Origin of the sequence: Bradyrhizobium sp. JR4.1 (genome assembly GCF_040548605.1) — a bacterium.
Lineage (GTDB): Bacteria > Pseudomonadota > Alphaproteobacteria > Rhizobiales > Xanthobacteraceae > Bradyrhizobium > Bradyrhizobium canariense.
This window is the reverse complement of sequence record NZ_JBEPRY010000005.1, coordinates 167823-191780: the sequence shown is the minus strand read 5'-3', so window position 1 is coordinate 191780 and position 23958 is coordinate 167823. Positions and strand designations below refer to the sequence as shown.

28 protein-coding genes and 1 tRNA gene are annotated in these 23958 nt (G+C 61.6%); 14 read left to right on the top strand and 15 right to left on the bottom strand.

What is annotated here, in order from left to right; genetic code table 11:
- The first annotated feature begins 12 nt into the window (after positions 1-12).
- Together ABIB90_RS14490 and ABIB90_RS14485 are read left to right on the top strand one after the other, a co-directional pair.
- On the top strand, positions 13-1092 hold the full coding sequence (locus ABIB90_RS14490; protein WP_354200952.1) for a lytic transglycosylase domain-containing protein: 1080 nt from the start codon (positions 13-15) through the stop codon (positions 1090-1092).
- 205 nt (positions 1093-1297) lie between these two features.
- Positions 1298-2473 (top strand): DUF2336 domain-containing protein, encoded by a 1176-nt coding sequence (locus ABIB90_RS14485; RefSeq protein ID WP_354200951.1) that lies wholly within the window; start codon positions 1298-1300, stop codon positions 2471-2473.
- A gap of 124 nt (positions 2474-2597) precedes the next feature.
- Here the strand turns inward: ABIB90_RS14485 and ABIB90_RS14480 are convergent, their stop codons facing one another.
- The 3 genes from ABIB90_RS14480 to ABIB90_RS14470 all read right to left on the bottom strand — a co-directional run bounded on the left by ABIB90_RS14480 (position 2598) and on the right by ABIB90_RS14470 (position 4621).
- Positions 2598-3176, bottom strand: coding sequence for an Hpt domain-containing protein (locus tag ABIB90_RS14480; protein ID WP_007602646.1), 579 nt, complete (start codon positions 3174-3176; stop codon positions 2598-2600).
- A 31-nt stretch (positions 3177-3207) separates the two neighbouring features.
- A complete protein-coding gene (locus tag ABIB90_RS14475; RefSeq protein WP_007602647.1) occupies positions 3208-3753 on the bottom strand; it encodes a response regulator in 546 nt (181 codons plus the stop codon).
- 88 nt (positions 3754-3841) lie between these two features.
- Positions 3842-4621, bottom strand: a complete 780-nt coding sequence (locus tag ABIB90_RS14470) for an NAD kinase (protein ID WP_354158877.1) — start codon at positions 4619-4621, stop codon at positions 3842-3844.
- 255 nt (positions 4622-4876) lie between these two features.
- On the opposite strand from ABIB90_RS14470, the gene ABIB90_RS14465 reads away from it, so the two are divergent.
- Positions 4877-6454, top strand: a complete 1578-nt coding sequence (locus ABIB90_RS14465) for a S10 family peptidase (RefSeq protein WP_354200950.1) — start codon at positions 4877-4879, stop codon at positions 6452-6454.
- Here the strand turns inward: ABIB90_RS14465 and ABIB90_RS14460 are convergent.
- A complete protein-coding gene (locus ABIB90_RS14460; protein ID WP_354200949.1) occupies positions 6441-7829 on the bottom strand; it encodes a serine hydrolase domain-containing protein in 1389 nt (462 codons plus the stop codon). The two genes, ABIB90_RS14465 and ABIB90_RS14460, sit on opposite strands and share 14 nt — an antisense overlap.
- Before the next feature lie 108 nt (positions 7830-7937).
- Positions 7938-8480, bottom strand: a complete 543-nt coding sequence (locus tag ABIB90_RS14455) for a tetratricopeptide repeat protein (RefSeq protein ID WP_354158871.1) — start codon at positions 8478-8480, stop codon at positions 7938-7940.
- Positions 8481-8732: 252 nt separating this feature from the next.
- On the opposite strand from ABIB90_RS14455, the gene ABIB90_RS14450 reads away from it, so the two are divergent.
- A complete protein-coding gene (locus tag ABIB90_RS14450) occupies positions 8733-9116 on the top strand; it encodes a His-rich protein BRANT (RefSeq protein ID WP_354200948.1) in 384 nt (127 codons plus the stop codon).
- Between the two features lie 73 nt (positions 9117-9189).
- On the opposite strand, the gene ABIB90_RS14445 is transcribed toward ABIB90_RS14450, so the two are convergent.
- A complete protein-coding gene (locus ABIB90_RS14445) occupies positions 9190-9405 on the bottom strand; it encodes a hypothetical protein (RefSeq protein ID WP_354200947.1) in 216 nt (71 codons plus the stop codon).
- Between the two features lie 100 nt (positions 9406-9505).
- Here ABIB90_RS14445 and ABIB90_RS14440 point away from each other — a divergent pair, with 100 nt between their 5' ends.
- The 3 genes from ABIB90_RS14440 to ABIB90_RS14430 all read left to right on the top strand — a co-directional run bounded on the left by ABIB90_RS14440 (position 9506) and on the right by ABIB90_RS14430 (position 11395).
- Complete coding sequence (locus tag ABIB90_RS14440; protein ID WP_354201007.1) at positions 9506-9901, top strand: hypothetical protein; 396 nt, start codon at positions 9506-9508, stop codon at positions 9899-9901.
- A 289-nt stretch (positions 9902-10190) separates the two neighbouring features.
- Positions 10191-10898: an outer membrane protein gene (locus tag ABIB90_RS14435; protein ID WP_354200946.1), complete on the top strand. Its 708-nt coding sequence runs from the start codon at positions 10191-10193 to the stop codon at positions 10896-10898.
- Between the two features lie 254 nt (positions 10899-11152).
- Entirely contained in the window at positions 11153-11395 is a 243-nt protein-coding gene (locus ABIB90_RS14430; RefSeq protein ID WP_018455389.1) for a hypothetical protein, read from the top strand.
- A 38-nt stretch (positions 11396-11433) separates the two neighbouring features.
- Here ABIB90_RS14430 and ABIB90_RS14425 read toward each other — a convergent pair whose 3' ends face one another.
- The gene (locus ABIB90_RS14425) at positions 11434-11688 is read right to left on the bottom strand and encodes a hypothetical protein (protein ID WP_219683802.1); all 255 of its coding nucleotides are present in this window, start codon (positions 11686-11688) and stop codon (positions 11434-11436) included.
- Between the two features lie 302 nt (positions 11689-11990).
- A complete protein-coding gene (locus ABIB90_RS14420) occupies positions 11991-12356 on the bottom strand; it encodes a hypothetical protein (RefSeq protein ID WP_354200945.1) in 366 nt (121 codons plus the stop codon).
- A gap of 102 nt (positions 12357-12458) precedes the next feature.
- Here ABIB90_RS14420 and ABIB90_RS14415 point away from each other — a divergent pair, with 102 nt between their 5' ends.
- Positions 12459-12623: a hypothetical protein gene (locus tag ABIB90_RS14415; protein ID WP_007602663.1), complete on the top strand. Its 165-nt coding sequence runs from the start codon at positions 12459-12461 to the stop codon at positions 12621-12623.
- Positions 12624-12626: 3 nt separating this feature from the next.
- On the opposite strand, the gene ABIB90_RS14410 is transcribed toward ABIB90_RS14415, so the two are convergent.
- The gene (locus tag ABIB90_RS14410; RefSeq protein ID WP_198288282.1) at positions 12627-12806 is read right to left on the bottom strand and encodes a hypothetical protein; all 180 of its coding nucleotides are present in this window, start codon (positions 12804-12806) and stop codon (positions 12627-12629) included.
- A gap of 238 nt (positions 12807-13044) precedes the next feature.
- Between ABIB90_RS14410 and ABIB90_RS14405 the strand changes: the two genes are divergently transcribed.
- From ABIB90_RS14405 to ABIB90_RS14380, 6 genes are all read left to right on the top strand, one after another.
- Complete coding sequence (locus ABIB90_RS14405) at positions 13045-14742, top strand: methyl-accepting chemotaxis protein (protein ID WP_354200944.1); 1698 nt, start codon at positions 13045-13047, stop codon at positions 14740-14742.
- Between the two features lie 246 nt (positions 14743-14988).
- On the top strand, positions 14989-15708 hold the full coding sequence (locus tag ABIB90_RS14400) for a class I SAM-dependent methyltransferase (protein WP_354200943.1): 720 nt from the start codon (positions 14989-14991) through the stop codon (positions 15706-15708).
- Between the two features lie 70 nt (positions 15709-15778).
- Complete coding sequence (locus tag ABIB90_RS14395; protein ID WP_354200942.1) at positions 15779-16462, top strand: class I SAM-dependent methyltransferase; 684 nt, start codon at positions 15779-15781, stop codon at positions 16460-16462.
- A gap of 59 nt (positions 16463-16521) precedes the next feature.
- A complete protein-coding gene (locus ABIB90_RS14390) occupies positions 16522-16935 on the top strand; it encodes a GFA family protein (protein ID WP_354200941.1) in 414 nt (137 codons plus the stop codon).
- Between the two features lie 200 nt (positions 16936-17135).
- Positions 17136-17211, top strand: a tRNA-Thr gene (locus ABIB90_RS14385).
- Between the two features lie 125 nt (positions 17212-17336).
- Complete coding sequence (locus ABIB90_RS14380; RefSeq protein ID WP_166815368.1) at positions 17337-18173, top strand: hypothetical protein; 837 nt, start codon at positions 17337-17339, stop codon at positions 18171-18173.
- A 100-nt stretch (positions 18174-18273) separates the two neighbouring features.
- Here ABIB90_RS14380 and ABIB90_RS14375 read toward each other — a convergent pair whose 3' ends face one another.
- The 6 genes from ABIB90_RS14375 to ABIB90_RS14350 form a co-directional block, all read right to left on the bottom strand.
- A complete protein-coding gene (locus ABIB90_RS14375; RefSeq protein ID WP_166815369.1) occupies positions 18274-18438 on the bottom strand; it encodes a hypothetical protein in 165 nt (54 codons plus the stop codon).
- Between the two features lie 58 nt (positions 18439-18496).
- Positions 18497-18958, bottom strand: a complete 462-nt coding sequence (locus ABIB90_RS14370; RefSeq protein WP_354200940.1) for a hypothetical protein — start codon at positions 18956-18958, stop codon at positions 18497-18499.
- On the bottom strand, positions 18949-19299 hold the full coding sequence (locus ABIB90_RS14365; RefSeq protein ID WP_354200939.1) for a hypothetical protein: 351 nt from the start codon (positions 19297-19299) through the stop codon (positions 18949-18951). Before ABIB90_RS14365 ends, ABIB90_RS14370 begins: the two co-directional genes overlap by 10 nt.
- Positions 19286-19720: a hypothetical protein gene (locus ABIB90_RS14360; RefSeq protein ID WP_354200938.1), complete on the bottom strand. Its 435-nt coding sequence runs from the start codon at positions 19718-19720 to the stop codon at positions 19286-19288. The genes ABIB90_RS14365 and ABIB90_RS14360 overlap by 14 nt, the downstream gene beginning before the upstream one ends.
- A gap of 303 nt (positions 19721-20023) precedes the next feature.
- On the bottom strand, positions 20024-20854 hold the full coding sequence (locus tag ABIB90_RS14355) for a hypothetical protein (RefSeq protein ID WP_354200937.1): 831 nt from the start codon (positions 20852-20854) through the stop codon (positions 20024-20026).
- Positions 20855-21427: 573 nt separating this feature from the next.
- Positions 21428-23944, bottom strand: coding sequence for a phage NrS-1 polymerase family protein (locus ABIB90_RS14350; protein ID WP_354200936.1), 2517 nt, complete (start codon positions 23942-23944; stop codon positions 21428-21430).
- Positions 23945-23958: the final 14 nt, after the last annotated feature.

The following is a 23958-nucleotide window of genomic DNA, read 5'->3' as shown; positions in this document are numbered from 1 at the left end:
CAGGGCGCCGAATTGCCGGCGCCACTCAACGCCGTGCGGTGCGGGCACTTCATTATGTCGGTCGACAACTCCAGTGCCTCTCAGACGGCGGTTCTCGATCCGTCGCGGGCACGCGTCGCCGGTGCGATCAATCAGGTCTCCAACCGGACCGGCATCAGCTTCCAGTACATGCTGACCACCGCCAAGATGGAATCGGATTTCGATCCCACGGCGGGGGCGACTACGTCATCCGCGCACGGGCTCTACCAGTTCATCGACCAGACCTGGCTCGGCACGGTGAAGGAAGCCGGCACCCAGCTCGGCTATGGCAATTATTCCGACGCCATCACCAGGACGTCGTCGGGCACCTACACCGTCGATGATCCCGCGATGAGGCGGTCGATTATGAAACTGCGCGACGATCCGGAGGCCGCCTCCAGCATGGCGGCCGCGCTGACGCAGTCGAACAGCTTCAAGCTCACCGGCCTGCTCGGCCGCAGGCCGTCTGACAGCGAACTCTACATGGCGCATTTCATGGGCGTCGGCGGCGCCGCGAAACTGATCGCCAATGCCGAGGACAATCCGCAAGCGGTCGGCGCGCGTTTGTTTCCCAACGCGGCGTCCGCCAATCGCTCGATCTTCTACGCCAAGGACGGCCGCGCGCGCAGCGTTTCCGAGGTCTATTCGGTGCTGGATGCACGCTACGCCGGCGCGGCAAATTCGAAAACCACCCGCAGCGCGATGGCGATGTATGGCGGCACGCCGTCGACCACGCAGGTCGCGAGTGCCAACGGCGTACAGCCTGCCGCGCCGCTGATCGACAATGCCGCGTATCTCCAGTCCTTTCCGAACACACGCGCGGTGACGCCGGTCAGCGCGACGGCGCCAATGACGGTCGCGGACAACGCACCGAGCACGCCGGTGTTTCGCTCGATCTATCAGCCCGGCGACACCACCCAGCCGGTCTCGACGACCGTGCAGAAATTGTGGGGCAACAATGCCTCGCTCGCTTCGGTCGCACCCGCGACCTCGGCCGCGTCGGCAACGCCCGACGTCCGGCCGCCGCAGCCTCTTGATCTCTTCAGCGATCGCAGCGGCACGTTCTCAAGCTAATTCGCGCGCCCGTGTCTCGGATACGTCGCAGCGTGAACGCTGCGCGCAGGTCCCGGCGCGTGAACGGGCCGCCTTTGTTCCCTTAACAAAACGTCAATAAAACCAGCCAGTTATGGTGAACGCTTTGTTAAGCGTCGTGGTTTATTTTGTGTTGCAGGTGACAAGCCGTCACCGCTTCGTCTTCGTTGCGTAAGCCGGAAGCACCATGATTGTTCGGCAGTTCATCAATTGGATCAGGACGGCGCCCGCTGGCGAGCGGGCCGAGGCAACGCGGGCGCTGGCCCGGGCCTGGCTGATCTCAGACCTTTCCCATGATGACCGTGTTGCCGCTGAAGGCGCGCTTCTGATGCTGCTCGACGATCCCTCGCCGCTGGTGCGGCAGGCGATGGCCGAGGCGTTTGCGCGCAGTACCGAGGCGCCCGCGTCGATCGTGCGGGCGCTGTCGGGGGACCAGCCGACCGTCGCGTTGCCCGTGCTCGAACATTCTCCGCTGCTGATCGACGCCGATCTCGTCGACATCGTCGCGACCGGCAACGACGAGGTGCAGTGCGCGGTCGCGCGCCGCATCGCGCTGCCGGTATCGGTCTGCGCCGCCATTGCCGAAGTCGGCTGCGCGGCGGCAGCGCTCGAGCTGATCGAAAATCCTCATGCCGAGCTTGCGCCGTTCTCCTGGGATCGCATCGTCGAGCGTCACGGCCATCTCGCCGCGATCCGCGAGGCGATGCTGGTGCTGGAGGATCTGCCGTCCGCAACGCGCGCCGCGCTGGTGGCAAAACTCTCGGAGACGCTGGCTCAATTCGTCGTGGCCCGGAACTGGCTGACTGCCGACCGCGCCGAGCGCATCGCGACCGAGGCCCGCGATCGCTCCACCATGAACATTGCGGCGCGCTCGCGCGGCGAAGACATGGAAGGGCTTGTTCGGCACCTGCGCATCACCGGCCAGCTCACCGCGGGTCTCATTCTGCGCGCGCTGCTGTCGAGCAATCTGGATCTCTTCGATGCGGCGCTGGCTGAGCTCGCCGAGCTGCCGCTGGCGCGCGTGTCCGCGCTGCTGCACGATCGCGGCGGCAATAGCCTGCACGCGCTGCTCCGCCGCGCCGGGCTTCCCGAGGCGACGTTTGCGGCCTTCCAGGTCGCCCTCGATGCCTCCCACGAGCAGGGCTTCGTCGACAGCGATGACAATGCGGCGAGGCTGCGCCGCCGCATGGTCGAGCGCGTGCTCACCCATTGCGAGACCGACCGCGGCGCGACCGAGCCGCTGATGGTCCTGCTGCGCCGCTTCGCCACCGAATCCGCACGCGAAGAGGCAAGGCTGTTCTGCGACGAGCTGGTCGCGGAGGAGATGGTTGATCCGGTGTATGGCGAGCTGATTGCAGCGTAACGAGACGACGTAGGGTGGGCAAAGGCGCGCATTGCGCCGTGCCCACCGTCTCTCCGCACAATTCATGGCGACTGGTGGGCACGCTTCGCTTTGCCCACCCTACCACACCTCGCGAACGGCGAAGCTACCCCGCCGGCGCGATGCTCGGCGCCAGGATCACCTCGAGATGCTCGGGGCGATCGCGGTTGGCGTCGGCGAGATAATCGTCGGCGACCTTGCGCAGGCGCCGGCTGAGCTCGGCGGAGACGCTGATGCTGTCGAGCTTGGTGTTCTCGTGCACGATGGCGAGGATGGCGTTGATGTGGTGCGTGAACAGCTCGGCCGGCACCTTTTCGAGATCGGGCGCGTGCTCGATGACGCGGCACAGACTCTCGGCTACGCCCGCCGCCACCGGATAGCCGAAAGTCGCGGCATCGCCCTTGATGTCGTGCGCGGCGCGAAACAACTCGTCGCGCCTGTCCTTGGTGAAGCCGTCGTGCCGGATGGCGACGTAGGCCGCCGACAGCCGGTTGATCTCGGTCGCCATCCAGTCCTTGAACTCGCCGGCAAGGCCCGCGAGCGCCTGTTCGGCGCGGCCGACCGGATCGTCCATGTCCTTGTCTTCGACGCGGCGCAGGACCGACCGCAGCGGGTTGGGCTGCGTGATGATTTGATGTGTGGCGAAGGCCGTGATCTCGATGTCTCTTGCGCTGTTCTTCGCCATGATATCGGCCTCGATCGTGAGAGACGTTGCGCTAGATGGTGGAGCGGGCCTTGTCGAGCAGCGAGGGCTGCTGCAGCACCTCGTGCTTTTCGCCGACGCGGCGCTCGGGGCCCATATAGGCGGAGTTGATGTTGCGGCGCCGGTCCGGGCCGAAATAGGTCTTGGTTTTGATGAAGGGGCGGGGACTGGCGACCACGTTGAGGATGCGCTGGTAGAGTCCCTTGGCCGAGATCGGCTTGGCCAGGAATTCGGTGACGCCGGCATCGCGCGCCACCGTGACGCGGCGCTTCTCGGAATGGCCGGTCAGCATGATGATCGGCGCATAAGGATTGCCCTTGGATTCCGGCTGCCGGATCATCTGCGCCAGCTCGAGCCCGTCGAAGATCGGCATCGCCCAGTCGGTGATGACGATGTCGGGCACGTAATGGCTGTACATTTCCAGCGCCGTGGCGCCGTCCTCGGCCTCGTAGACTTCGCGCGCGCCAAAGGAATGCAGCAGCGTCCGCAGGATGCGGCGCATGTGCGGATTGTCGTCGCAGACGAGGAAACGCAGCTTGTTGAAATCGATGCGGAACATGGAGCCCGGGCCGGAGCGGTCAACTTTCGTTAACCATATCTCGCCGGGGGTTAATGAAGGGTTGCGATCGGCAGTCCGGCGAGGCGGCTCAGGACCCGAACTGCTCGCGCAAAATGCGCTCTTCCAGGCTGTGACCGGGGTCGAACAGCATGCGCATCGAGATGGTCCTGTCGGACAGCACCTCGACGCGGCGAACGTCGCGGACCTCGTCGTGGTCGGCGACCGCCGCCACGGGGCGCTTGTCGCCCTCCAGCACCTCGATCACGACATAGGCCGTGTTCGGCAGCAGCGCGCCGCGCCAGCGTCGTGGGCGGAAGGCGCTGATCGGCGTCAGCGCCAGGAGCGCGGCGTTGATCGGCAGGATCGGTCCCTGGGCGGATAGATTGTAGGCGGTGGAGCCGGCCGGCGTTGCCACCATGATGCCGTCGGCGATCAGCTCGGACATCCGCTCGCGCTCGTCGATCAGGATCCGCAGGCGCGCCGCCTGGTAGGTCTGCCGGAACAGGGCGACCTCATTGATGGCGTGGTGCAGGTGGACGCGGTCGTTGGCGTCGGTCGCGCGCATCAGAAGCGGATGGATTTCCGACTCCTGCGCCGCCTCGAGACGGGCTCGAAGATCGACCGTCGAGTACTCGTTCATCAGGAAGCCGACGGTGCCGCGGTGCATGCCGTAGATCGGCTTGCCCGTATGCATGTGCTGATGCAGCGTCTGGAGCATGAGCCCGTCGCCGCCGAGTGCGACCACGATGTCGGAGTCCTTCGGATCGCAATTGCCGAAGTCTCTGGTGAGCTGGCCGAAGGCGGCTTGCGCCTCGCTGCTCGGGCTGGCGACGAAGGCGATCCGGTCGTATCGCGCTGGCTTGGTCATGGCTTCCGGGCAGGGCCGCTGGCTGGAGGAAGTTCCGCCGGGCTCGTCTAACGATCTCGACCGGGATTGTCGAGGATGACCGCCCTTCACGGCAGACCGGCAACTGCCCATTCCGGTTTGAGGACGAAACCGGGTCGGTTTGTGCCCAACCGGGCTCTTCAGGCACCACCGGAGCCATGATCCCCCAAACCGTCGCAATTCCGCGCTAGCCTTACGGTCCGCACCGGCGGTCGTCGCCGGGCAGGGAGAACGATCATGGCCACGAATGTGCCGGCGCTCCGCCGCGCGACCCTGGTGCTGGCGGTGTCGGCCTTCGCGCTCGCAGGATTGGCGCGCGCCGACGATCCGCCGCAGCCGCGCGCCGAGGCGGCGGCACCAGCCGGACAGAAGGGCGGACGCGGCGGTGCACAAGGCGCATCGCAAAATTCATCGTCATCCGCCGAGCCGCACCGTCTTCCGTCGGATTCAACCACGAAACAGACGCTCGATCTTCCCGGCCGCAGCCTCAATTTCGCAGCGACCGCCGGATCGATCCGCGTGTTCGACGGCAAGGGCGAGCCGGTGGCCGACATCGCCTATACATCCTATGAGCTCGACGGCGCCGACCGTGCGACGCGCCCCGTGACGTTCCTGTTCAACGGCGGGCCCGGTGCGTCCTCGGCATGGCTCCAGTTCGGCGCGGCCGGGCCTTGGCGGCTGCCGCTCGATGGCGAAGCGCTGTCGCCGTCCGCCTCGCCCGAGGTGAAGCCGAACGCGGAGACCTGGCTCGACTTCACCGATCTCGTCTTCATCGATCCCGTCAGCACTGGCTATAGCCGGTTCGTCGCGACCGGCGATGACGCGCGCAAATCGTTCTACTCCGTCGACGGCGACGTCAATTCGATCGCGTTGGTGATCCGCCGCTGGCTCGAGAAGCACGACCGGCTGACCTCGCCGAAATACGTCGCCGGCGAAAGCTATGGCGGCATTCGCGGGCCGAAGGTGGTGCGCCAGTTGCAGCTCCAGCACGGCGTCGGCGTCAGGGGATTGATCCTGGTGTCGCCGCTCCTGGACTTCCGTGAGTTCACCGGCACCAGCCTCCTGCAATATGTCGCGACGCTGCCGAGCTATGTCGCGGTCGCGCGCGAAGCCAAGGAATCGACCAAGGGAGCTATCAAGCGCGCCGATCTCGCCGATGTCGAGGCTTACGCGCGCGGCGAATTCCTGGCCGACCTCGTCAAGGGTGAGGCGGACAAGGAAGCGACCAATCGTCTTGCCGACAAGGTCGCCGAGCTCACCGGCATCGACCAGTCGGTGAGCCGTCGGCTTGCGGGCCGCTTCGACGTCGGCGAATTCCGCCGCGAATTCGACCGCAAGAACGGCAAGGTGACGGGGCGCTACGACGCCTCGGTGCGCGGCTTCGATCCCTATCCGGATTCCAGCAGCTCGCGGTTCGGTGATCCCTCCGGCGATGCGCTGCAGGCGCCGCTGACGAGTGCTGCGGTCGACCTGTTGACGCACAAGCTCAACTGGCGGCCCGATGGCTCCTACGAGGTGTTGAACGGCGCCATCGAAGGCCACTGGGATTTCGGCCGCGGCATCAACCCGCCGCAGTCGGTCTCCGAGCTGCGCCAGATCCTCGCCACGGATGCGAAGCTGAACGTGCTGGTCGCGCACGGCCTGTTCGATCTCGCCACGCCCTATTTCGGATCGAAGCGGGTGCTCGACCAGTTGCCGGCCTTCGCAACGCAGCGGGTCAAGTTCGTGGTCTATCCCGGCGGCCACATGTTCTATTCGCGCGACGGCTCGCGGCGGGCCCTTCGGAGCGAGGTCGAGACTCTCATTCGGGAGTAGGCGGGCGCTTGCGCGGCTTGTATCTCCGCGCGATCTCGCGGGCGACGGCGGCCGCAGGCTTGATGTTGGCGCCAGCGATCCAGACGTCACTAACCTTGCCGCGCTTGTCGCGGACGCGGCGCACCGGCTCGCTGTGGCTGGAGTAGCCGGCGGCCCAGGCGAGCTTGCCGGTGTCGCGGCCGGTGACCTCGATCTCGCCGGCATCCATGAACGGGTTGTTGAACTGAGGATTGGCGACCAGCACGCGGTTGCCCACGGGTACCAGATCGGTCGCGCCCCAGATTGTCCACCAGCGGCCGGTCCAGTCGCTCACGCGGCGGTCGGGTGCGCCACGGGTCTGGAAAACGCGCAGGATCTGCATCGCGCCGTCCATCCAGAACGGCGCTGCGCCGTCGATGGAGTTGCTGATGATGCTGATCGCGAGTTCGCAGGCGGGAATGGCGCAGGTCCGCGAGATATAGCCCTGGAAATGGCCGCCGTGGCCAAACCAGTCCCAGCCGTCGAGCCTGCCGGCGCCGATACCCAAGCCGTAATAGGCCTCGAAACTCTGCGGGATGCGCCAATGATGTCGCGTCATCTCGCGGCGGCTTGCGACCGACAGCAGGCTCTTTCTTGCGTTGGGCGCGAGCTGCGCGAAGAAGCGGGCGGTGTCGGCGGCGGTAGCGGCAAAGCCCGTGGCGGAAGCCATCGCGTGGGTAGGATTGTCGCCGGGGATCACGCATCGCTCTCCGTAGGGCACCCTTCGTGTGTGGCCGCGCGCGAACGGCGCCCCCTTGGGAAGCGGTGCATCCGGCTCGGTCTCGCGCAGGCCCGCGGGTTCGATGATCTCGCGCTTCATCCAGGCGCGGTAAGGCTCCTTCGTCACGGACTCGATGACGAGACCAATCAGCCCAAAGCCGTGGTTGGAATATTTGAAGCGTGTGCCCGGCTCGATTACGGTCGGCAGCTTCAATTCCGCGAGCAACTCGCTCGCGTCGAGATAGGGACGGCTGTCGATGAATTGACCGGAATCGGCGCCGTCGCGCGTCAGTCCCGCGCTGTGCGACAGCACTTGCGCAATCGTCGTTTCCGCGACGCGCGGATGCAGGCCTCCGACATATTGGCCAATGGGATCGTCGAGCCGGAGCTTGCGCTGCTCGCGCAGCTTCATGATGCCGGCCGAGGTAAAGCTCTTCGAGTGCGAGGCGATGCGGAAACGGTGGCGCGGGGTGAGCTTCTCGCCGGTGTCGAGATTGGCGAGGCCGAACGCGTGCTCGGCGACGATTTCGCCGCGATGGGCGAATGCGATGACGACGCCGGGCTGCTGGATTGTGGTGTGCTGGAATTCGATCCAGGAGCCGATGTAGTCGATCGCGGATCGCAGCCAATTGTCCATTGCGCACCGATTTGCGAGGGGAGGATTGGTGGGCAAGCTAGCCGAGAACGCAGAACGGGCACAACCCTGCGGTTGTGCCCGTTCGCCTCGTGCGAAGATGCGATGCGTTTAATAGACGAGGGTCGCCCCGGTCGGCTTGTCGAGCGCGGCGGCGAGCGAGCGATATTCGGAGCTGTCGGTGCCGGCGAGCGAGGCGAGCTTGTTCAGGTGATACTGCGCCTGCTCGCGATTGCCCTGTTCGAGCTGCCAGAGGCCGTAATACTGCCAGGTGCGGACGTGGTTCGGATCGTCCTTCAGCGCCAGCTCGTAATAGACCTTCGACGACTGGTAATCGCCGAGCTTACGATAGGAGTAGCCGATCAGATTGGCGACGTCGGCGACGTCGTCGCGCTTGAGCGACTTCAGCTGGCCGATCGCGCCGGTGTAGTCGTGATTGTCATAGATCGTGGTGTAGGCGGTGCGATAGGCAGCAAGGAATTTCGGATCGCTGATGGAGGAGCTCTTCTTCTTGCCCTTCTTGGTCGAGGTGTCCGACGATGGCGGCGACGAGGGGGTGTCGCCACCTGCGGCATAAGCGCTGGTCAGAGCCGGCCCGGCCGCCAATGTCATGGCGACAAGTCCCGGCACAAGAAGCGTTGAGAGTTTGCGCATCTAAGTTCTCCGGTATGGAACGTGGCGATCCTACACGATTGCCCAAAGACCGGAACACCCATCAGGCAAAAACATTCCCGGCATCCTGGCCTATTCGCCCTGCGGGCGGATGACAAACTTGTCATCCAGATGAACGGAAGCCTGCTGCGGGCTTCAGATTGGGTTCAGTGCGTGCCCCCTAGGCTCCAACCTACGATCAAAGGGTTGGCGAGAGGGCGCCCGCCTCAAGATCCTTCAAAGAGGAGACCAACCATGTTGAAGACCATTTCCGCAGCCTTGCTCGCAGCTTCCGTGATCGCAGCCCCGGCCTTCGCAGCCGAGGCCGGCAAGACCACCACGACCACGCCGGTGATCAAGGCAGACCAGAGCCAGACCAAGGTGTCCACCACCGCCGCGAAACCCGATGCCGGCCTCAAGGCCGATGCCAAGGCTTCAAACGTCAAGGCTTCGGACGTCAAGGCGGACGCCAAGGTGGACACCAAGTCGAAGGCGATGAACGCCAACGCCGCGGTCACTCCCGACGAGCACAAGACCGTGCGCTCGCATCGCCACCACCACAAGCATCTCTCAGCGAAGAAGTCGCTGAAGACGCAGCCGGACGTGACCAAGCCGGCGACGATGGAGAAGCGCAGCTAACGACTGATCCTGCGCGGCGGCGTCCTAGCATTGCCCCAACCGCCGCGTGAGGAATTCAGGCCCGGCCCGTTCGTCACGCCTTGCGCGAAAGCTCGAGGTGCTGGCGGCGGGCCGGTACGACCATGTTGAAGCCCGCGAGCAACGTCCCAGGTTTGGCGGCCGCAAACAAAACCTCGAAAACAACCCCATGCACAGTAGCGGGTGGTAGATAAATCAATGGTTTGACGGGTGGCTCATCTGCGGATTTTACGAAGCAGTTTGACTCGCCGGGCAAAACACCTGTAGACATGCATCATTGCAACCTTGGGACTGGAACGTCTCCGAGACTGATGGAGCGGAGAGCGTAAGCGGTGCGGCGACTTGCGGAACGCGCAGTGAGCTTGGCGTTGATGCTGGCACTGCCGCTGGCGCTCACGGGATGTTTCGGCAGCGATGGTGACCGTCCAACTCTGATGGACGGGACTCAGGCCGGAGGTCCACAACCGTTCCCGGATAATTTCCGTGGCGATACGCTGGCCTTGATGCGCAGCTATCTGAACAATCCCGTCGGCGTGCGTGACGCCAGCATGGCCGAACCTGCGCAGCGCGAGGTCGGCGGCCGGCAGTTCTATGTCAGCTGCCTGCACTTCACCCCACGCGAGACCGACGGCACCTACAAGGCCATGAGGGAGCGCGCCGTGATCTTCGTCAACGGTCGGGCGGACCGCGTCGTCGATCGTGCCAGCGAGCTGTGCGCGGGCGCGGTTTACGTACCCTTTCCGGAACTTGAAAAGATGACGCGGTAGCGCAAAGCCCACCTTCATCGCTCGGTGATAGGAGAAAGCCCGCCGGAGCTGCCGGATCACATTTCGGGGAGCTTTGAACGGAGTGGTTTTGCGTTGCGACTAATCGTTACGGCGGGTTCTGTTTCCGACGGAAAAAAACCGTCGGCACGCGCCTGCGGGACGGAACAAAATCGCGTTGTTGCCGCTCCGTCACAGTCACGAACGATCAACGTTCCGGCATCGCCTCGAAGCAACCCAATTCACGCCACGTTGTTTCCTGAGTGTCGAATTTGAAAGAACGGGGATGATCATGAAAAGGATTTTGCTGGGTGCAGTTGCCCTGCTTGCGCTGGCCGCGCCGGCTGCCGCAGCCGACATGCAGGCGCGCACCTACACCAAGGCTCCGGCCTACACGCCGCCGCAGGTGATCTACAACTGGACCGGCTTCTACATCGGCGGCCATGTCGGCGGCGCCTTTGCCGGCGACAGCAACTTCCAGTCGAGCGACGCGCGCTTCCTCGGCGGTGTCCAGGGCGGCTTCGACTACCAGTTCGCGCCCAATTGGGTCATGGGTGTCGAGGCCCAGTATTCCTGGCTGCCGACCAACAACGGCGGTGCCACGTTCCCGCTGGGCACGCAGGTGACCTCCAATACCGACCAGCTCGGCTCGGTGACCGGCCGCATCGGCTACACCTGGGGTCCGGCGCTGCTTTACGCCAAGGGCGGTTATGCCTGGCGCAATGGCGGCCTCGGCGTCAATATTGCCGGCGTGCCGCAGCCCTTCACCGCGACCGGCAACAGCAAGGATGGCTATACCGTTGGCGCTGGCCTCGAATACATGTTCGCGCCGAACTGGTCCGCCAAGGCCGAGTACCAGTATTACAACTTCGGCAGCACGACGATCACCTCCGGTCCGGTCGACGTTGTCGGCGTCCGCGGCCGGGAGGACGAGCATACCGTCAAGGTCGGCGTGAACTACCGCTTTGGCTGGGGCGGTCCGGCAGCCTCGCGCTACTGACGCGCCACCAACAACCACGATCTGACAAAGGCCGGCTCCCGCCGGCCTTTCGTTTGCCGGGCTCTGGTTGCCAGCCTCCTGTCGTTTGCATTGCGTCAACCATCTGGCGCGTCATTTGCAAGCAAACGTTTTGGCGCGCGCTTTCTCACGCGCGTCATGGAGCTCGGGTAAAGCAAAAATAATTTTTGCAGCTTACGGAACTCGCGCGCCGGAACGCGTTATATGAGAATTACCGGGCTGGTGGGACGACGGACATGCGTATCTTGGTGTCGGCTGTGGTGCTCTCGTGCTTCGTCAGTTTGCCGTGCGCTGCCCAAACAATCCTCAAATCCGAGCCTCTGATGCTGGCACCCTATGAGGTGGCCTTCGTCAAGGACGCCTCGTGCTCCTCCGGAAAGGTGCTGAAGGTCACCGGCGCGATCCGCGGGCTGCATCGCCGGAAGGCCTGCGTGGCTCTGGCGGGCGAGCAGGCCTCGCTGGCCACCGCGACGCCCTGAGCTTTCCTGAGCTCCGGCTTCCCAGCTTCGATCCGTCTTTACGAATTCAGCTCGAGCTCCATCCTCGCCTGGCGATCGGCCTCCGCCTTGTTCCTCGCGGGGTCCTCGCCCTGTGCGGCCTGGCACGGCTTGATCTCGTAATCGTTGTCGAGCACCCGGCGTGGCCCGGGGCGGTCGTCATCCGCGGTTACGTCCACGACGAGGCCACTTCGCTGCGCGAGGCTCCAGACGTCGGACTCGTCAGGATAGGCCTTGCTGATCTGGGCGTCGTTGCAGAACAGGGCGTAGGGCATTCTTCCCGCTCCCGGAAAACGCATTAACGACTTTGCGGCGGGAGGGTTCCGATTGCCGGTCGATCACGCAGCCGTGATCGGGACGCCGGGCCCTGAGTCCTTAACGAGTCCTGAATCCCGAAAAAAAGAATCCCCGGGACTCGTTTGGCGGAATCAGCGGATGTTTTCGGCCATGACGACGGACCTGAAAACCTCTTGCGGGCGCATGCTGCTGCCCCTCACGCTGGCCCTGTTCGGCGCCTGCGCGGCCAATCTCTGGCTGGTGTGGTCCTGGCTTTAGGCCAGCGACGGGAGATCCGGCTTTACTTGTCAGCCGGTGGACGGGAGGAGGGGTCGCGGATGGCGGCGCGCAGTTTGGTCAAAGTGGCCGCGCAATACTCCTCGCGCTCGCGCTCGAACCGCTCCTGATGCTTGCGGAAATTGGCGATGCGAGCATGCATCTCGGTGCGGACGTCGTGGCTCGCCGCGCGCTGCGGCGGGAGAGGCAAGGGTTGGGGCGGAAGTGGCTTGCTCTCGACGACGGTGTTGACGGGGACGATCTGCACCGACGCGGCCACTGTCGCCATCGGGATCTCCGGTGGATGCAAGTCATCCTTTTTGCCGGTCACCGATTGGACGAAGGCCATTGTCTGCGCGATCAGCGCGTCGCGTTCCGTGATCCACTTCATGGTGCACCCCTGTCGGGGCTATTCCAGCAAAGCTGGCCGGCCGAATCAAGAAGCTGTTGCGTGGGGGATTGCATATTTTTCCCGGCCGCCCGACAGTGGGGAATGGATGCCAAAGCAGACCATTCAGCCGAAGCCGAGGGCTTGAGGCTCGTCCGCGCGTTCCTCTCGCTGCCGCCCGACAAACGGGCGGAGGTGATCGCGTTCGTTGAGGAGTTGGCCCGCGCCAAACGCCGTCCCGAGGAAGGCGCCGACGTCTCGCCGGGGTGAGGGCTAGCGCTCCCGCGGATTGAGGTTGGGCCGGAACGGAGCCCCGACCACCCGAACCGGCGTCGAAGCGGGCACGTCGATCGCCGCCGTTTCAGCCTGCCGCTTTGCCGGAGCCGGTTCGAACAGCGCAATTGCCGCGGCCAAGGCGCTACAGCACAGCGTCACGGTGGCCAGCAGAAACATGTTTCGGTTTTCTTCCCTGATCCGCATGGGCCGACAACGGAGGACACCGGCGACCGGTTCCGGCATTCCACGCCCGGCTCGCGCCCCGGAATAGGCCGAAGCTTACGCGAAGCTTACGGCGGAAGCCATAGTTTCCGTAAGACTACCCGGGACATTTGGCATCAAATCTTAACGTCAGCTGGTTCCAATGCACGGTGCTGGGAATATGCATCGGCAGAAAATCACTGGGGCGGCTGCAATGAGCGTTTTGAACAATCTGAAAATCGTGTGGAAGGTCGCGCTGATCGTCGCCGTGATGGGCTTTGCCATGGTCGCCGTCGCCGGCTTCGGCACGCGCGAACTCTCGGCAACTGTCGACGGCTTCGCCGAGCTTTCCGCAGCACAATCCTCAGCGCTCAACCTGACGCGGGCCCAGCGCCGCGCAGAGACCTATCATGCCGCGCTCTATGCGGTCTTCACCGAGGCGACGGAGGCGGGCAACGCCAACCGTCTCAAGACCGCGACGCAGAACCGCGATGAGATCCGTCAATTCCTGGAGGCGGCGGAGCAGGACGATCAGCCGCGTGCGAGCCAGATCAAGAGCATCGGCGACCAGTTGAAAGCTGTGTTCGCCGGCTGCGATCCGGTGCTGAAGGCAGGCTCGCTCGCAAGCAGCCCGGAAGAGAATGCCAAGGCGGCCGAGCGTGCGCACAAGGAGTGCGATCCGGTGATGGATGCGGCCCTGGGGCGCATTGCCAAGTTCGTGGGCGAGACCGCAGAGGCGGTCGCCAAGAGCAAGGACGCCATCAACCGCGACGCCAGATCCGCGACCTGGACGGTGATCGGCGTCAGCGCCGGCGGCCTGATCCTGGGTATCGCGATCGCGCTGTTCATCGGCCTCAACGCGATGTCCCGGCCGATTGCCCGCCTCAAGCTCGCCATGGAGGGCCTTGCCCGCAACGATCTCAAGACCGAAGTGCCCGAGAAGGACCGCCGCGACGAGATCGGCGACATGGCCAGGACGGTCGAAATCTTCAAGACCAACGGGATCGAGGTCGAGCGCCTCAAGGCTTCGCAGGTTGAAGTGGAGAAGCAGGCCGCCGATCAGCGCAAGCGCGACATGGTCAACCTTGCCGACGGCTTTGAGCGGGCGGTCGGCGAGATCATCGAGACGGTGGGCTCGGCGTCCACCGAGCTCGAAGCGTCGTCCTCGACGTTGGCCACCACCGCGCAGCGTGGGCAGGAGCTCACTTCGGTCGTCGCGGTCGCGTCGGGTGAAGCGACCAGCAACGTGCAGTCGGTTGCGACGGCCACGGAGGAGCTGTCCTCCTCGGTCAACGAGATCAGCCGCCAGGTACAGGAATCGGCGCGGATGGCGGGCGAGGCCGTCACCCAGGCTCGCACCACGACGGTGCGCGTCAGCGAGCTCTCGGTTGCGGCGACGCGCATCGGCGACGTCGTCGAGCTGATCAACACCATTGCCGGCCAGACCAACCTCCTGGCGCTCAACGCCACGATCGAGGCGGCACGTGCCGGCGAGGCCGGCCGCGGCTTCGCCGTCGTCGCCGCCGAGGTGAAGACGCTGGCCGAGCAGACCGCGAAAGCGACCGGCGAGATCAGCCAGCAGATTTCCGGTATCCAGACCGCGACCCAGGAATCCGTCAACGCGATCCGCGACATCTCCGCGACGATCGAGCGGCTCTCGGAAGTGTCGTCGACCATTGCCGCGGCTGTCGAGGAGCAGGGCGCCGCAACCCAGGAGATCTCGCGCAACGTGCAGCAGGCCGCCCACGGCACCCAGCAGGTCTCCACCAACATCGCCGACGTGCAGCGCGGCGCGGCCGAGACCGGCTCGGCTTCCTCGCAGGTGCTTTCGACCGCGAAGATGCTGGCGACCGACAGCAACCGGCTGAAGGACGAAGTCGGAAAATTCCTCCGCACGGTGCGCGCCGCCTAAGTCAGCGCGGCGGCTTTCGTCCGCCGCGCTGCGTAATCATCGCGCCAGCAGAAATCCCATTGCGAATGCGAACAGCACGGCCGTCATGACGACGGCCGCCGCCGCGCCGGCGGCGATTCTGGCCTTCTCTTTGATGTTGGGGCGCATGGGGGCTGAAATCTACCTCATGTTGAACTCTGATCCAATCTGTGATCAGTAGCTGCGCCCGCGACGCGCGCGGCCAAGATGCATGCCGAAGGTCGACCCATGAGCGACGATGTCAGCGACGGCTGGGCCGCGTCCGCGATGGCCTGGATCGTCGAGCAGGGCGAGGACGGCGACTATGGCCGCCGCTTCGTGCTGGACGCGCCTATGCGAGCGCGGATCGAAGGGCGAGGCTTCCGCAATGCGCTCGACGTCGGCTGCGGGGAGGGGCGCTTCTGTCGCATCATGCAGCGCGTCGGCATCCGCACCACTGGTGTCGATCCAACCGAAGCGCTGCTCGCGCGTGCCATGGAGTTGGACCCGCAGGGCGACTATCGGCTCGGCCATGCCGAGACGATGGATTTCGGCGCGGAGTTCGATCTGGTCGTCAGCTATCTCAGTTTGATAGACATGCCCGATCTCGCTGGATCTATCGCGAGGATGGAGGCGGCGCTGCGGCCGGGCGGTACGCTCTTGATCGCCAACCTGACCAGCTTCAACACCGCCGGTCCGCCCGAGGGCTGGACGCGTGACGGCGAGGGCGTCTTGCGCTTCGTCATCGATCATTACATGGACGAGCGGCCGACCTGGGTGACATGGCGCGGCATTCGCGTCCAGAACTGGCATCGTCCGCTCTCTACCTACATGACGCTGTTGCTCGATCGCGGGCTCCAGTTGCGCCTGTTCGTCGAGCCGCAGCCCACGGGCGGCGACCCCGACAGGAATGCGCGTCATCGCCGGGTGCCCTTCTTCCACGTCATGGAGTGGCAGAAACCGGCTTGAGACGGACTTCGGACGCAAAGCTCTACCTGCTAGTGTGTTCACGACGGAATCATGGTCTGAGGTCTGGCCGGTGATCGTCAAACGTCCATCCGTGCTCGCTCACGAACGCTTCGTCGCCGACCGCGATAATTTCGCGGGCCTCGATCTCGCCGCACGGTTCGAGCGGATCGAGCAGACCAACCTGTGGGGCGCGGCTAGTTCGGTGTCGGGCCTCGGCTCGGAGGACCCCGCGACCGCAGCGGTCCGCGAGGTGCTTCCTCCACTGCTGCAACGGCTCGGCGCGCGCTCGCTGCTCGATGCGCCCTGCGGGGACGCGGGCTGGATCGGCCGCGTGAGGCTGGATCTCGACTACACCGGCATCGACATCGTTCCGTCGCTGATCGCGGCCAATCGCCAGCGCGTGGCGGGCAGCGAGTTGTCCGGCCGGTTTCTCGTTGCCGACATCACGCGCGATGCACTGCCGCGCGCGGATGTCGTTCTGTGCCGGGACTGCCTGGTGCATTTGAGTTTCGGCAATATCGCCCGCGCCGTCGCGAACTTTCGCGCCAGCGGCGCGCGTTTCCTGCTGGTCACGACGTTTCCCGAATGGGACGACAATCGCGATTGCGAGGACGGCGACTGGCGCGCGCTGAACATGGAGAAGGCGCCGTTCGACTGGCCGGCACCGCGCGAGCTGATCAAGGAGCATTGCGAGGAGGGCGGTGGCGGCTGGCGCGACAAGAGCCTCGGGCTGTGGCGGCTCGATCAATTGTAGCCCGGATTGCGCTGCGCTCCCTCCGAACTAGAGGACCAACGCAGGTGGAGTGAATCCCGATGATCGATGCCCAATGCAGGTGCGGCGCTCTCGCGCTGTCGCTTCCAGGACCTTCCAGCCTCGTCGTTGCCTGCCACTGCATTGACTGCCAGCGTCGAACCGGCGCGCCGTTCGGTGTCGGTGCCTTCTATCCCACAGAGGTTATTACGATCTCGGGAACGTCGAAGGAGTACGTCCGGACAGCCGCAAGCGGCGGCAAAGTCCGCAGCTGTTTTTGTCCCGAGTGCGGTTCGACGGTCTATTGGAAGGCGGACAATCTGCCTGCGATGATCGGCGTTGCCGTGGGCGCGATCGCGGATCCGGACTACCCGGCGCCCATCCGCTCGGTTTTCGAGCAGTCGAAACATGCCTGGATGGAAATATCAGGCGCTGAGCACTTCGAGCAAGGCAGCACACCTAAGCATTCGAAGTGAGCCTTGCGCTCAAAAGCTGGTGCCGGCTGAGGGGATTGAACCCCCGACCTTCGGTTTACAAAACCGTGGCTTCGGCCGAATTTCATCAAAATTATCAGCGCAATAACGATCGAGCGAATTTGGCGGGTAACCAACGGGGTAAAAAGAGGGGCCTGTGTGGTTGCCGCGATCGTCGCTGTTCTGATATGACCGGGGCCGTCGCTGGCATAGCTCAGTTGGTAGAGCACGTGATTTGTAATCACGGGGTCGCGGGTTCGATCCCTGCTGCCAGCACCATCATTGCTTTCCCCTTGATCACGTCAACGAACAGCGCGCGAGTGATTAACTCACCTCAACCTTTCCGGTAGCCAATCGTCGGCGCTTACGGTTCAATACCGTGGTAGAAGTCTGGGGAAGGGTAAATGGCCGCCGCTGAGCCGAGCCTTCAGCTCCATTTGGAGCCGGAAGAGCCTATTGAAATTTCCGAACTAACCGGCGCGCTAACAGCTATCGCGCACCAATATCAAGCCTACGCTGTCGAGAACGAGCTAGCTTCCAAAAACTCCGAGGCTCGGCTCTTAGTGTCGGCTGTAAGGCCCGGCAGCATCGACATCAACTTGGTCCCCGATCTGACTACCATGATCGCGATGGCGGGGCCGCTGCTCGCTCCTCTAATCGACAAATTGGAGTTGATCGAAAAGTTCGGCAAGCACCTTAAATCCCTGATCGATCTTTTCGCGAAAAAGAGGGAAACGACGGATCGTGACAATATCACGGTCAAGGATTGCGACGACGCAACGAACATCGTTAAGCCCATCGCAAACCACGGCGGATCACAGACCTTCAATGTGATTAACGGACCGGTGACGATCCAACTATTGACTATCACAGCACAGGAAGCGGTCAGTATCCTTGAAACTGCTGCCCAAGAAAAAGCTTTACTTCAAAATCCGAACGCAGAGATCGTGCAGCGCGTTCCGATGATTTGGAAGCGACTTGATCGCGATTCTGTTAAGTCTGCTGCAAAGACGACCCCGGACCGGGCGCTTATCGAGGAGATAGATGAGAAGTCCCACGCCGTTTTCTTTACCGACGAAATGAGCCACCTAAAAAATCAGATGATTGATGATGAGGATAATCCATACCAAGCGATCTATTTTGTAGACGTTGTGGTGTCGCGGTCATCCGGAAAGGTCGTTTCTTATCGGGTTATTGGATACCACGGCAAGGAAGAGCTAGAGGTCATTCCGCCAGCGTAGAAGCGTACATTCCCCGGACGCGTTGTGTACTTCCGACAACGCGTCCGGGGTAGCATGAACCGGCAATGGAGAAGCGACTAACCTCTGCCGGTGCATTCGATTAGCGTTTGTCGGGAGAGGCGAACGCGAGCAGGGATCGCATGTGGTCAGCGTGCAGATCGATTTTGGCTTCGTCGCCATGCTTCGATAGCAATTCGCGCATATATTCGAGATGTGATTTTCCGGCTTCGCTGTGGGAATTGTGGCTAAGCAGTTTCGTTGCCATGGGGAACGTTACCTTCTGTTGTTCGGACGATGAAAGACGGCCCGTCCAATTGGCCGATCTATTTGCGCTGTTCGCGGCATTTGTCCGGAAAGCGCTTCGCTAGTTGATCAACGTAGCTTTTGAACAGACGCTCAGCCTCATTCAGAGAGTAGTTGTCGTTCTCGAAGAACAGCCGGAAGTCGCGCGGCGTTTCAAACGCGTGAGCGGGTGTCGTCCATAAGTACAGGCTAATGATGCGAATTAGCGTATCGGGACTAATCGAGAGATTAGGCGTTTGCACATTTGCGAAAAACTGTATCTCGCGCACTGGCTCACGCTGATAGTTGTCAAAATAGAGCGCATCGCACTTCCTGATAACGCGGTTGTTGTTGGTTGCGTATTCGCCTTCAATGCGATCGTGTTCGGTCGCGCTCGCAAAGTGCATCAACCCGTCGCGATTGAACGAGTAGATCATCGGGTGTGGATGAAACACCTTGTAAATTCGCACATCGCGAAGCGGCGAGTTATCGGCTATAAGCATTGCGAATAATCCATCCATTTGCGGGCGGCGTCGGCTTCGGTGTCCGTCTTGAGTATCTTTGGCGCTTGGCCGAAAAGCGCGGTTTCTACTTCGCGGCGTAGTGTTGGCGGTGGGTACCGTTGAAGCGAATAGGCGTAGGGACGTGCATCATCATCTTCGATTTCGTCATCGTGCTGCGCTTTGCACCACTCAATCCATCGTTCATGACGTGCTTCCCATCCTGCGTAAGAGTTGCGCTGTTCATCCGTTATCGCTTCCAGTTTTGCTGCGATGCTGTGGGCAGGCTTCACGATCGCGATAAGTGCAGCAAGCCTGTTGCGGTCGCGATCACCTATCGGCATTGAGCAGTTGTTCCAATTCGCTTAGGCGATTGCGTAAATCATCGATATCCGCGACAGATTTTAGTTTCTCAATTGCGGTTGCGATTTCTTTCATTTCATCCGCCGAAATGTCGCCAGCAACAAATGCTTCCTTGATATCTTCCGGGTCAGCGCCGTGCATTTCCTGCGTGCGCGCGCTCGGCAGGCAGTAACGAAGCACTAGAGTTGTTGCCCACTGCTCTTTAGCATCCAAAGCATCGGACAGATTTGCAGCAGCGCGATTGCCCATCGCGCGAACGATTTTCATCAACTCAGCGGATTGTTTGTTACGAGCGCCAACCGGTCTCCCGGTGTTGGCCGGGCCGGATACGAAGCGGCCCCGTTCGTCCTTCGCAACCGTTGATTTACCGTGAAAAACGGCGAGGTTAGAGGGTGTGGTCATCGGTCTACGTCCAGAAAATTCGTATTTGCCTATGCTCACACCACTGTGCGACTGCCGCTGTGGAAGTCCACCACACATTGCCGCGCCGTGTCGCAGCCGGGAAGTTCTCCACCATTCTCCATCGCGACAAGACCGCGCGCGACCTCATGATAGAATTTTGAAGCGTAGCGGCATCAATCTCCGGCGTGGCTCGCAGCACCACGACGCGCGGGAAATTAGGATGACGACCGCGCCTCATAGCAAAGCCCTCACGTTGATCATAAGTAACGGCCGGGCGATGTTGTTCGCCCGGCCTTTGCGTCGCTATTTGCGATCGAACGTCTTATAGATATCGTGTGGTGACAGATTGGTTGCGGTCGATAGAACGTCGCAAATTCGACGCAACATATCTTCGACGGTCGCGACAGCTTCGGCGCGTGTATTCAATTTATCGAGTTCGCGCGAGGCGGCTTCGCGCGCGGCGCGGTGGTCTGGCCCGGTTGCGAGCGGGCGTTCATAAGTGGGCGTGATCTGGTGCGCAGCGGTTGATCCAGATTTTGCGATTAGACGTTGTGCCATATAGCGCGTCATCGCGGCATCGCGTGCACGATCGCTCACGGTCGTCAGTGCACCAGATTCGATCAGCGCGGCGGTTGTCTCATGGGGGGTGTTGTCGTCAATCGCGATCGCTTCCTGACTGGCTCGGTCAGCAGCGTGAAATTTGCCAAGACCATAGGCGCGCAGGTGCGCAGTTGCGACGGTTGCCGGATCGACCGCCATCAGTGTGGCGCGCGAAGCGGCCACGTCCTGGGCTTCCTTAATGCCCCTGTTGACCATTTGCCCGCAGGCCTTTCCGAGACGCATGCCAGCGGCGCTGCGTATGCGGTTGGTCAGTTCATCGTTTTTGAAGCTGTCATGCAAGCCAGCAACGTCCGCAACGAACGCTTTCGCGCACTCGCCGACGTAGCTGGTCATTTCCGCAAGTGATGAAGCCTGATCAAGTTTTGGGATCAAGGCGCTCGATGTCTCCCCCTTTGCCGCACGCGCCGTGAGTACGATGCCGCGACCGCTATCATTCAGTTCGAACGTGACCGGCTTGTGATCCGCCTGATTATCGAACCTCAGCGGAAACGAAGGTTTGGCAACGTCATTCATCAATCAACCCTTTCGTTGACACGGCGCGGGAGGGCAACACTCCGAACGCCCGAATATTAAGACGCGCCGATGAATACTCTGGGAGGGGAAGTAAAGTCAAGAGTAAAAGTGCGTAAGTACTTGGTATTGCTTGATAATATCGGTGAATATAGCGACGAATATTGCGATGTACTTGCCTTGATTATTGCGATGGTCAGGCTATGAATATTGCGATGGTCGGTCGCTGAAATGGAGCATCGGTTCAGCAAACAGAGATGCGACGATTCAAACGCGCGCAACATCAACGCGATAACCGACCGAACTTTTACAGGGGTGATCTGCGGGGTAAGTTCGCAGTCTCAACCACTGTGCAGCCCCCCCATGGAAATTATGGATCGCTCTTTTCCATAATTTCGGCTGGACCGCTTGGGCACCCTCCGTACTCCCCTACGCCGTAAAACATGCCTGATGTATTTGTTTGTAGAGCAGTAGAATGGGTGTCCAAGCTGTCCAGAAAGAGGAAAGCGAAAATTATGGAGCGGCCACTGTGACAGGGATTGGCAGCAAAAAGCCCGGCAGAACCGGGCTTGATGATTATTCCGATGGTCGGTTGAAAAAGGTTGTCGCGGCGTTGTGAGTTGCGAGCGCCAGCCAACGGGCGGGGTTGTCGTAAACGTCGGCGGGCTTCAAATCGCGCACGATCACCATCCGTTTTTTATCGTTGCCGGTGCCAATGCGTTTATCGAGATAGATCATATCGAGCTTCATCAAGTTGCGTCGGATGGCGGCTCTATTGAGTTGTTCGCCGGGTGCCCGTTGCCTAAGGAAGTTCTCGATAGTGATGTAATCGACAACTTGGGCGCTGCATTGGTCTCGGAATTCCTTTAGCGCCTGTTCAAGATCGGTCGAAACGCTATTGAGCATCCTTTCGCGCGCGGCATTGTTTATCGATCGATCGCCAACGTTGAAGCCGTTTAGCGGTAGCGTGGACAAATGCGCCCATACCGCCGCAATGAATTCATCGCGCCGAACAAGGTCATAGATTTCTTTGTAGTACGTCGTTGGTTGCGGTTTCGTCGGATTTTCAACGATGTTCCATCGTCTGTCGTCGCGCTCAATCGGAAGCGCGTCCCAATTGTTCGAAAACACAAGCCAGCGCATTGCGTTGTGCTCAACCCATTCTAGTCCATGCTTTTCGTTGATCTCGCGAAAGTCAGGATTGACCATCGTCTTTAGTTTCTCGGACAGAGCCCATGTGTTCGGGCCGCGCATTCCTGCTTTGGCTTCATCAACGATCATCAATAGCTTGCGCGACATTCGACCGTTGAATTTACCGTCTAGAACAACGTCCAAGATTGCGTTGTTCAGCACGTAACCACGCACCACTCGCGAGAGAACCCCGCCAAGCCAGTTGCGACCGATGCCGGTCATATTGGCGACGAAGCACCACGCGGTTTCGACTTTCTCGCCGGGATGCTGCAAAATGTGCGCTAGCCAACGCTCAAACAGATCGCGTTCGGTGTCGATCGGTACAAGATAGGTGAGGTGTTCGCGCCATCTAGTCAACCATCGTTCGCGTAGTTGATCGTCGTTGATGAAATGATCGTGCCATGTCGGCTTGATCAATCCACGCCACGTGTTGAAACCGCTTAAGCCGACCTTTTCTGGAACGTCGCAAATTGATCCGCCTTCCGGCTTCCATGTAACACTATCGACGCGCTTTCGCTTTTCGTGCGGTAGCCACTGCTCAAAAGCCGGAACGATCTTCGTTTTCGTCTCACCCGTTCGCTTGTCGGTGTATTCAAGCGGATGCCTGGACGGTGCGTATTCGTTGCGCGCAACCGCAACGGATAAGACACCCAGCGTCTTTGCATTCGCGACGCCGCCTGACGCGCCGACGCCGCTGACAAAATAGAAATCGTTGATCATTTCATCGAGCGTGATCAGCTTTGTCGTGATATCGAACTCAAGTTGCTCGCCGATACGCTCGTTTTCTTCGCGTTGTTTGTGGCGCCGCTCTTGGTTGGTGCCTCGATAAACATCACGGCATGACTGATTGCTGCTGCTAGCTGTCCTGTTGCGGTAGTACGCCCGGTTAAGCCATTTCTCGCGCTTGCCCAATGCCGACATACTGAAAAGCTGGATCATTCGGACATGATCTTTGCCGGTCCAGAACGCCAGCTTGTTCATCAATGCCAAATCGGCTGCACTGTGGTCGAATTGCTTTCCTGCCGATGACGGATAGGAATGACCCAGCACATTTGCATCGCCGTACCATAGTGCGGCGAACGGGACGCGGCGGCTTAAGATGTCGAATTGGGCTTTCGCGACAAAGTTGCTCGGATCACGCATGATCGCGTCGTTTAGCTCGGCAATTCGCTCCGATGAAAGTTTGTCATCAGATGCAAGCATGCGGGCCAATAGTTCCTGATCGTCTTCCGGCCCGGACCATCGTGGATCGCGGATGGTGTCGATTTCTTGATTGTCGCGATCATGTTCCCGGATCGGAAGGAATGTTTGCAGCGATGCTGTTTGCTCTAAGTCGGCATTACCAGTCCATTCGTTGCCAGCAATGGCGATAAAGCGGTTGTTCTGATAAAACTCAAATCGGCCGCCCCACTTGTTGCGACGATTGCCGAATTGGGTTTTGTCGCCCCTCATGATCAGGTGGAGGCCTGTTCCTGATTGACTAACCTCCACCGCTACGCCCGGAAATAGCCGTGTGCAAATATGCGTTGCTTCGTCATTGTATGCGCCGGTGTCCGGATCGCGGCATCCGTCAAGGTCAACGAAGATATACGGATCGTTCAAAGTGAAGACGAAGCCGACGCGGAATTCCGGGTTGATCATTGCGATCATCGTCGCGGTTTCGAAACTTCCCCATGTGGTAGGATTGGTCGTGTCGGCGCGTTGAAGCGTCTTCGGATCGTAGGGGACTTTGCGCGGTTTCGGTTCGCTGTCGTATTGCTCAAGTCGCCACAGCACCCATTGCGGAAGGGATTTCAGGCCCGCGAGAGGGTCGGCGAGGTTTGCAGGCGACTTTCCGCTATCGAATGCACGCAGTGTCACAAGCGCGCGGTTGAGATGCGCGGCGCGGGCGTGTATAGTCATAATGCTTATTCCTA

What these genes read in the sequence shown, in the direction of transcription:
- ABIB90_RS14455 (WP_354158871.1), bottom strand. Translation starts at nt 8,480, where the DNA reads ATGCGCAAACTCTCAACGCTTCTTGTGCCGGGACTTGTCGCCATGACA.
- ABIB90_RS14355 (WP_354200937.1), bottom strand. Translation starts at nt 20,854, where the DNA reads ATGAATGACGTTGCCAAACCTTCGTTTCCGCTGAGGTTCGATAATCAG.
- ABIB90_RS14380 (WP_166815368.1), top strand. Translation starts at nt 17,337, where the DNA reads ATGGCCGCCGCTGAGCCGAGCCTTCAGCTCCATTTGGAGCCGGAAGAG.
- ABIB90_RS14465 (WP_354200950.1), top strand. Translation starts at nt 4,877, where the DNA reads ATGGCCACGAATGTGCCGGCGCTCCGCCGCGCGACCCTGGTGCTGGCG.
- ABIB90_RS14440 (WP_354201007.1), top strand. Translation starts at nt 9,506, where the DNA reads ATGCTGGCACTGCCGCTGGCGCTCACGGGATGTTTCGGCAGCGATGGT.
- ABIB90_RS14480 (WP_007602646.1), bottom strand. Translation starts at nt 3,176, where the DNA reads ATGGCGAAGAACAGCGCAAGAGACATCGAGATCACGGCCTTCGCCACA.
- ABIB90_RS14460 (WP_354200949.1), bottom strand. Translation starts at nt 7,829, where the DNA reads ATGGACAATTGGCTGCGATCCGCGATCGACTACATCGGCTCCTGGATC.
- ABIB90_RS14485 (WP_354200951.1), top strand. Translation starts at nt 1,298, where the DNA reads ATGATTGTTCGGCAGTTCATCAATTGGATCAGGACGGCGCCCGCTGGC.
- ABIB90_RS14350 (WP_354200936.1), bottom strand. Translation starts at nt 23,944, where the DNA reads ATGACTATACACGCCCGCGCCGCGCATCTCAACCGCGCGCTTGTGACA.
- ABIB90_RS14375 (WP_166815369.1), bottom strand. Translation starts at nt 18,438, where the DNA reads ATGGCAACGAAACTGCTTAGCCACAATTCCCACAGCGAAGCCGGAAAA.
- ABIB90_RS14415 (WP_007602663.1), top strand. Translation starts at nt 12,459, where the DNA reads ATGGATGCCAAAGCAGACCATTCAGCCGAAGCCGAGGGCTTGAGGCTC.
- ABIB90_RS14360 (WP_354200938.1), bottom strand. Translation starts at nt 19,720, where the DNA reads ATGACCACACCCTCTAACCTCGCCGTTTTTCACGGTAAATCAACGGTT.
- ABIB90_RS14470 (WP_354158877.1), bottom strand. Translation starts at nt 4,621, where the DNA reads ATGACCAAGCCAGCGCGATACGACCGGATCGCCTTCGTCGCCAGCCCG.
- ABIB90_RS14450 (WP_354200948.1), top strand. Translation starts at nt 8,733, where the DNA reads ATGTTGAAGACCATTTCCGCAGCCTTGCTCGCAGCTTCCGTGATCGCA.
- ABIB90_RS14475 (WP_007602647.1), bottom strand. Translation starts at nt 3,753, where the DNA reads ATGTTCCGCATCGATTTCAACAAGCTGCGTTTCCTCGTCTGCGACGAC.
- ABIB90_RS14370 (WP_354200940.1), bottom strand. Translation starts at nt 18,958, where the DNA reads ATGCTTATAGCCGATAACTCGCCGCTTCGCGATGTGCGAATTTACAAG.
- ABIB90_RS14420 (WP_354200945.1), bottom strand. Translation starts at nt 12,356, where the DNA reads ATGAAGTGGATCACGGAACGCGACGCGCTGATCGCGCAGACAATGGCC.
- ABIB90_RS14445 (WP_354200947.1), bottom strand. Translation starts at nt 9,405, where the DNA reads ATGTCTACAGGTGTTTTGCCCGGCGAGTCAAACTGCTTCGTAAAATCC.
- ABIB90_RS14430 (WP_018455389.1), top strand. Translation starts at nt 11,153, where the DNA reads ATGCGTATCTTGGTGTCGGCTGTGGTGCTCTCGTGCTTCGTCAGTTTG.
- ABIB90_RS14365 (WP_354200939.1), bottom strand. Translation starts at nt 19,299, where the DNA reads ATGCCGATAGGTGATCGCGACCGCAACAGGCTTGCTGCACTTATCGCG.
- ABIB90_RS14405 (WP_354200944.1), top strand. Translation starts at nt 13,045, where the DNA reads ATGAGCGTTTTGAACAATCTGAAAATCGTGTGGAAGGTCGCGCTGATC.
- ABIB90_RS14390 (WP_354200941.1), top strand. Translation starts at nt 16,522, where the DNA reads ATGATCGATGCCCAATGCAGGTGCGGCGCTCTCGCGCTGTCGCTTCCA.
- ABIB90_RS14410 (WP_198288282.1), bottom strand. Translation starts at nt 12,806, where the DNA reads ATGTTTCTGCTGGCCACCGTGACGCTGTGCTGTAGCGCCTTGGCCGCG.
- ABIB90_RS14425 (WP_219683802.1), bottom strand. Translation starts at nt 11,688, where the DNA reads ATGCCCTACGCCCTGTTCTGCAACGACGCCCAGATCAGCAAGGCCTAT.
- ABIB90_RS14400 (WP_354200943.1), top strand. Translation starts at nt 14,989, where the DNA reads ATGAGCGACGATGTCAGCGACGGCTGGGCCGCGTCCGCGATGGCCTGG.
- ABIB90_RS14435 (WP_354200946.1), top strand. Translation starts at nt 10,191, where the DNA reads ATGAAAAGGATTTTGCTGGGTGCAGTTGCCCTGCTTGCGCTGGCCGCG.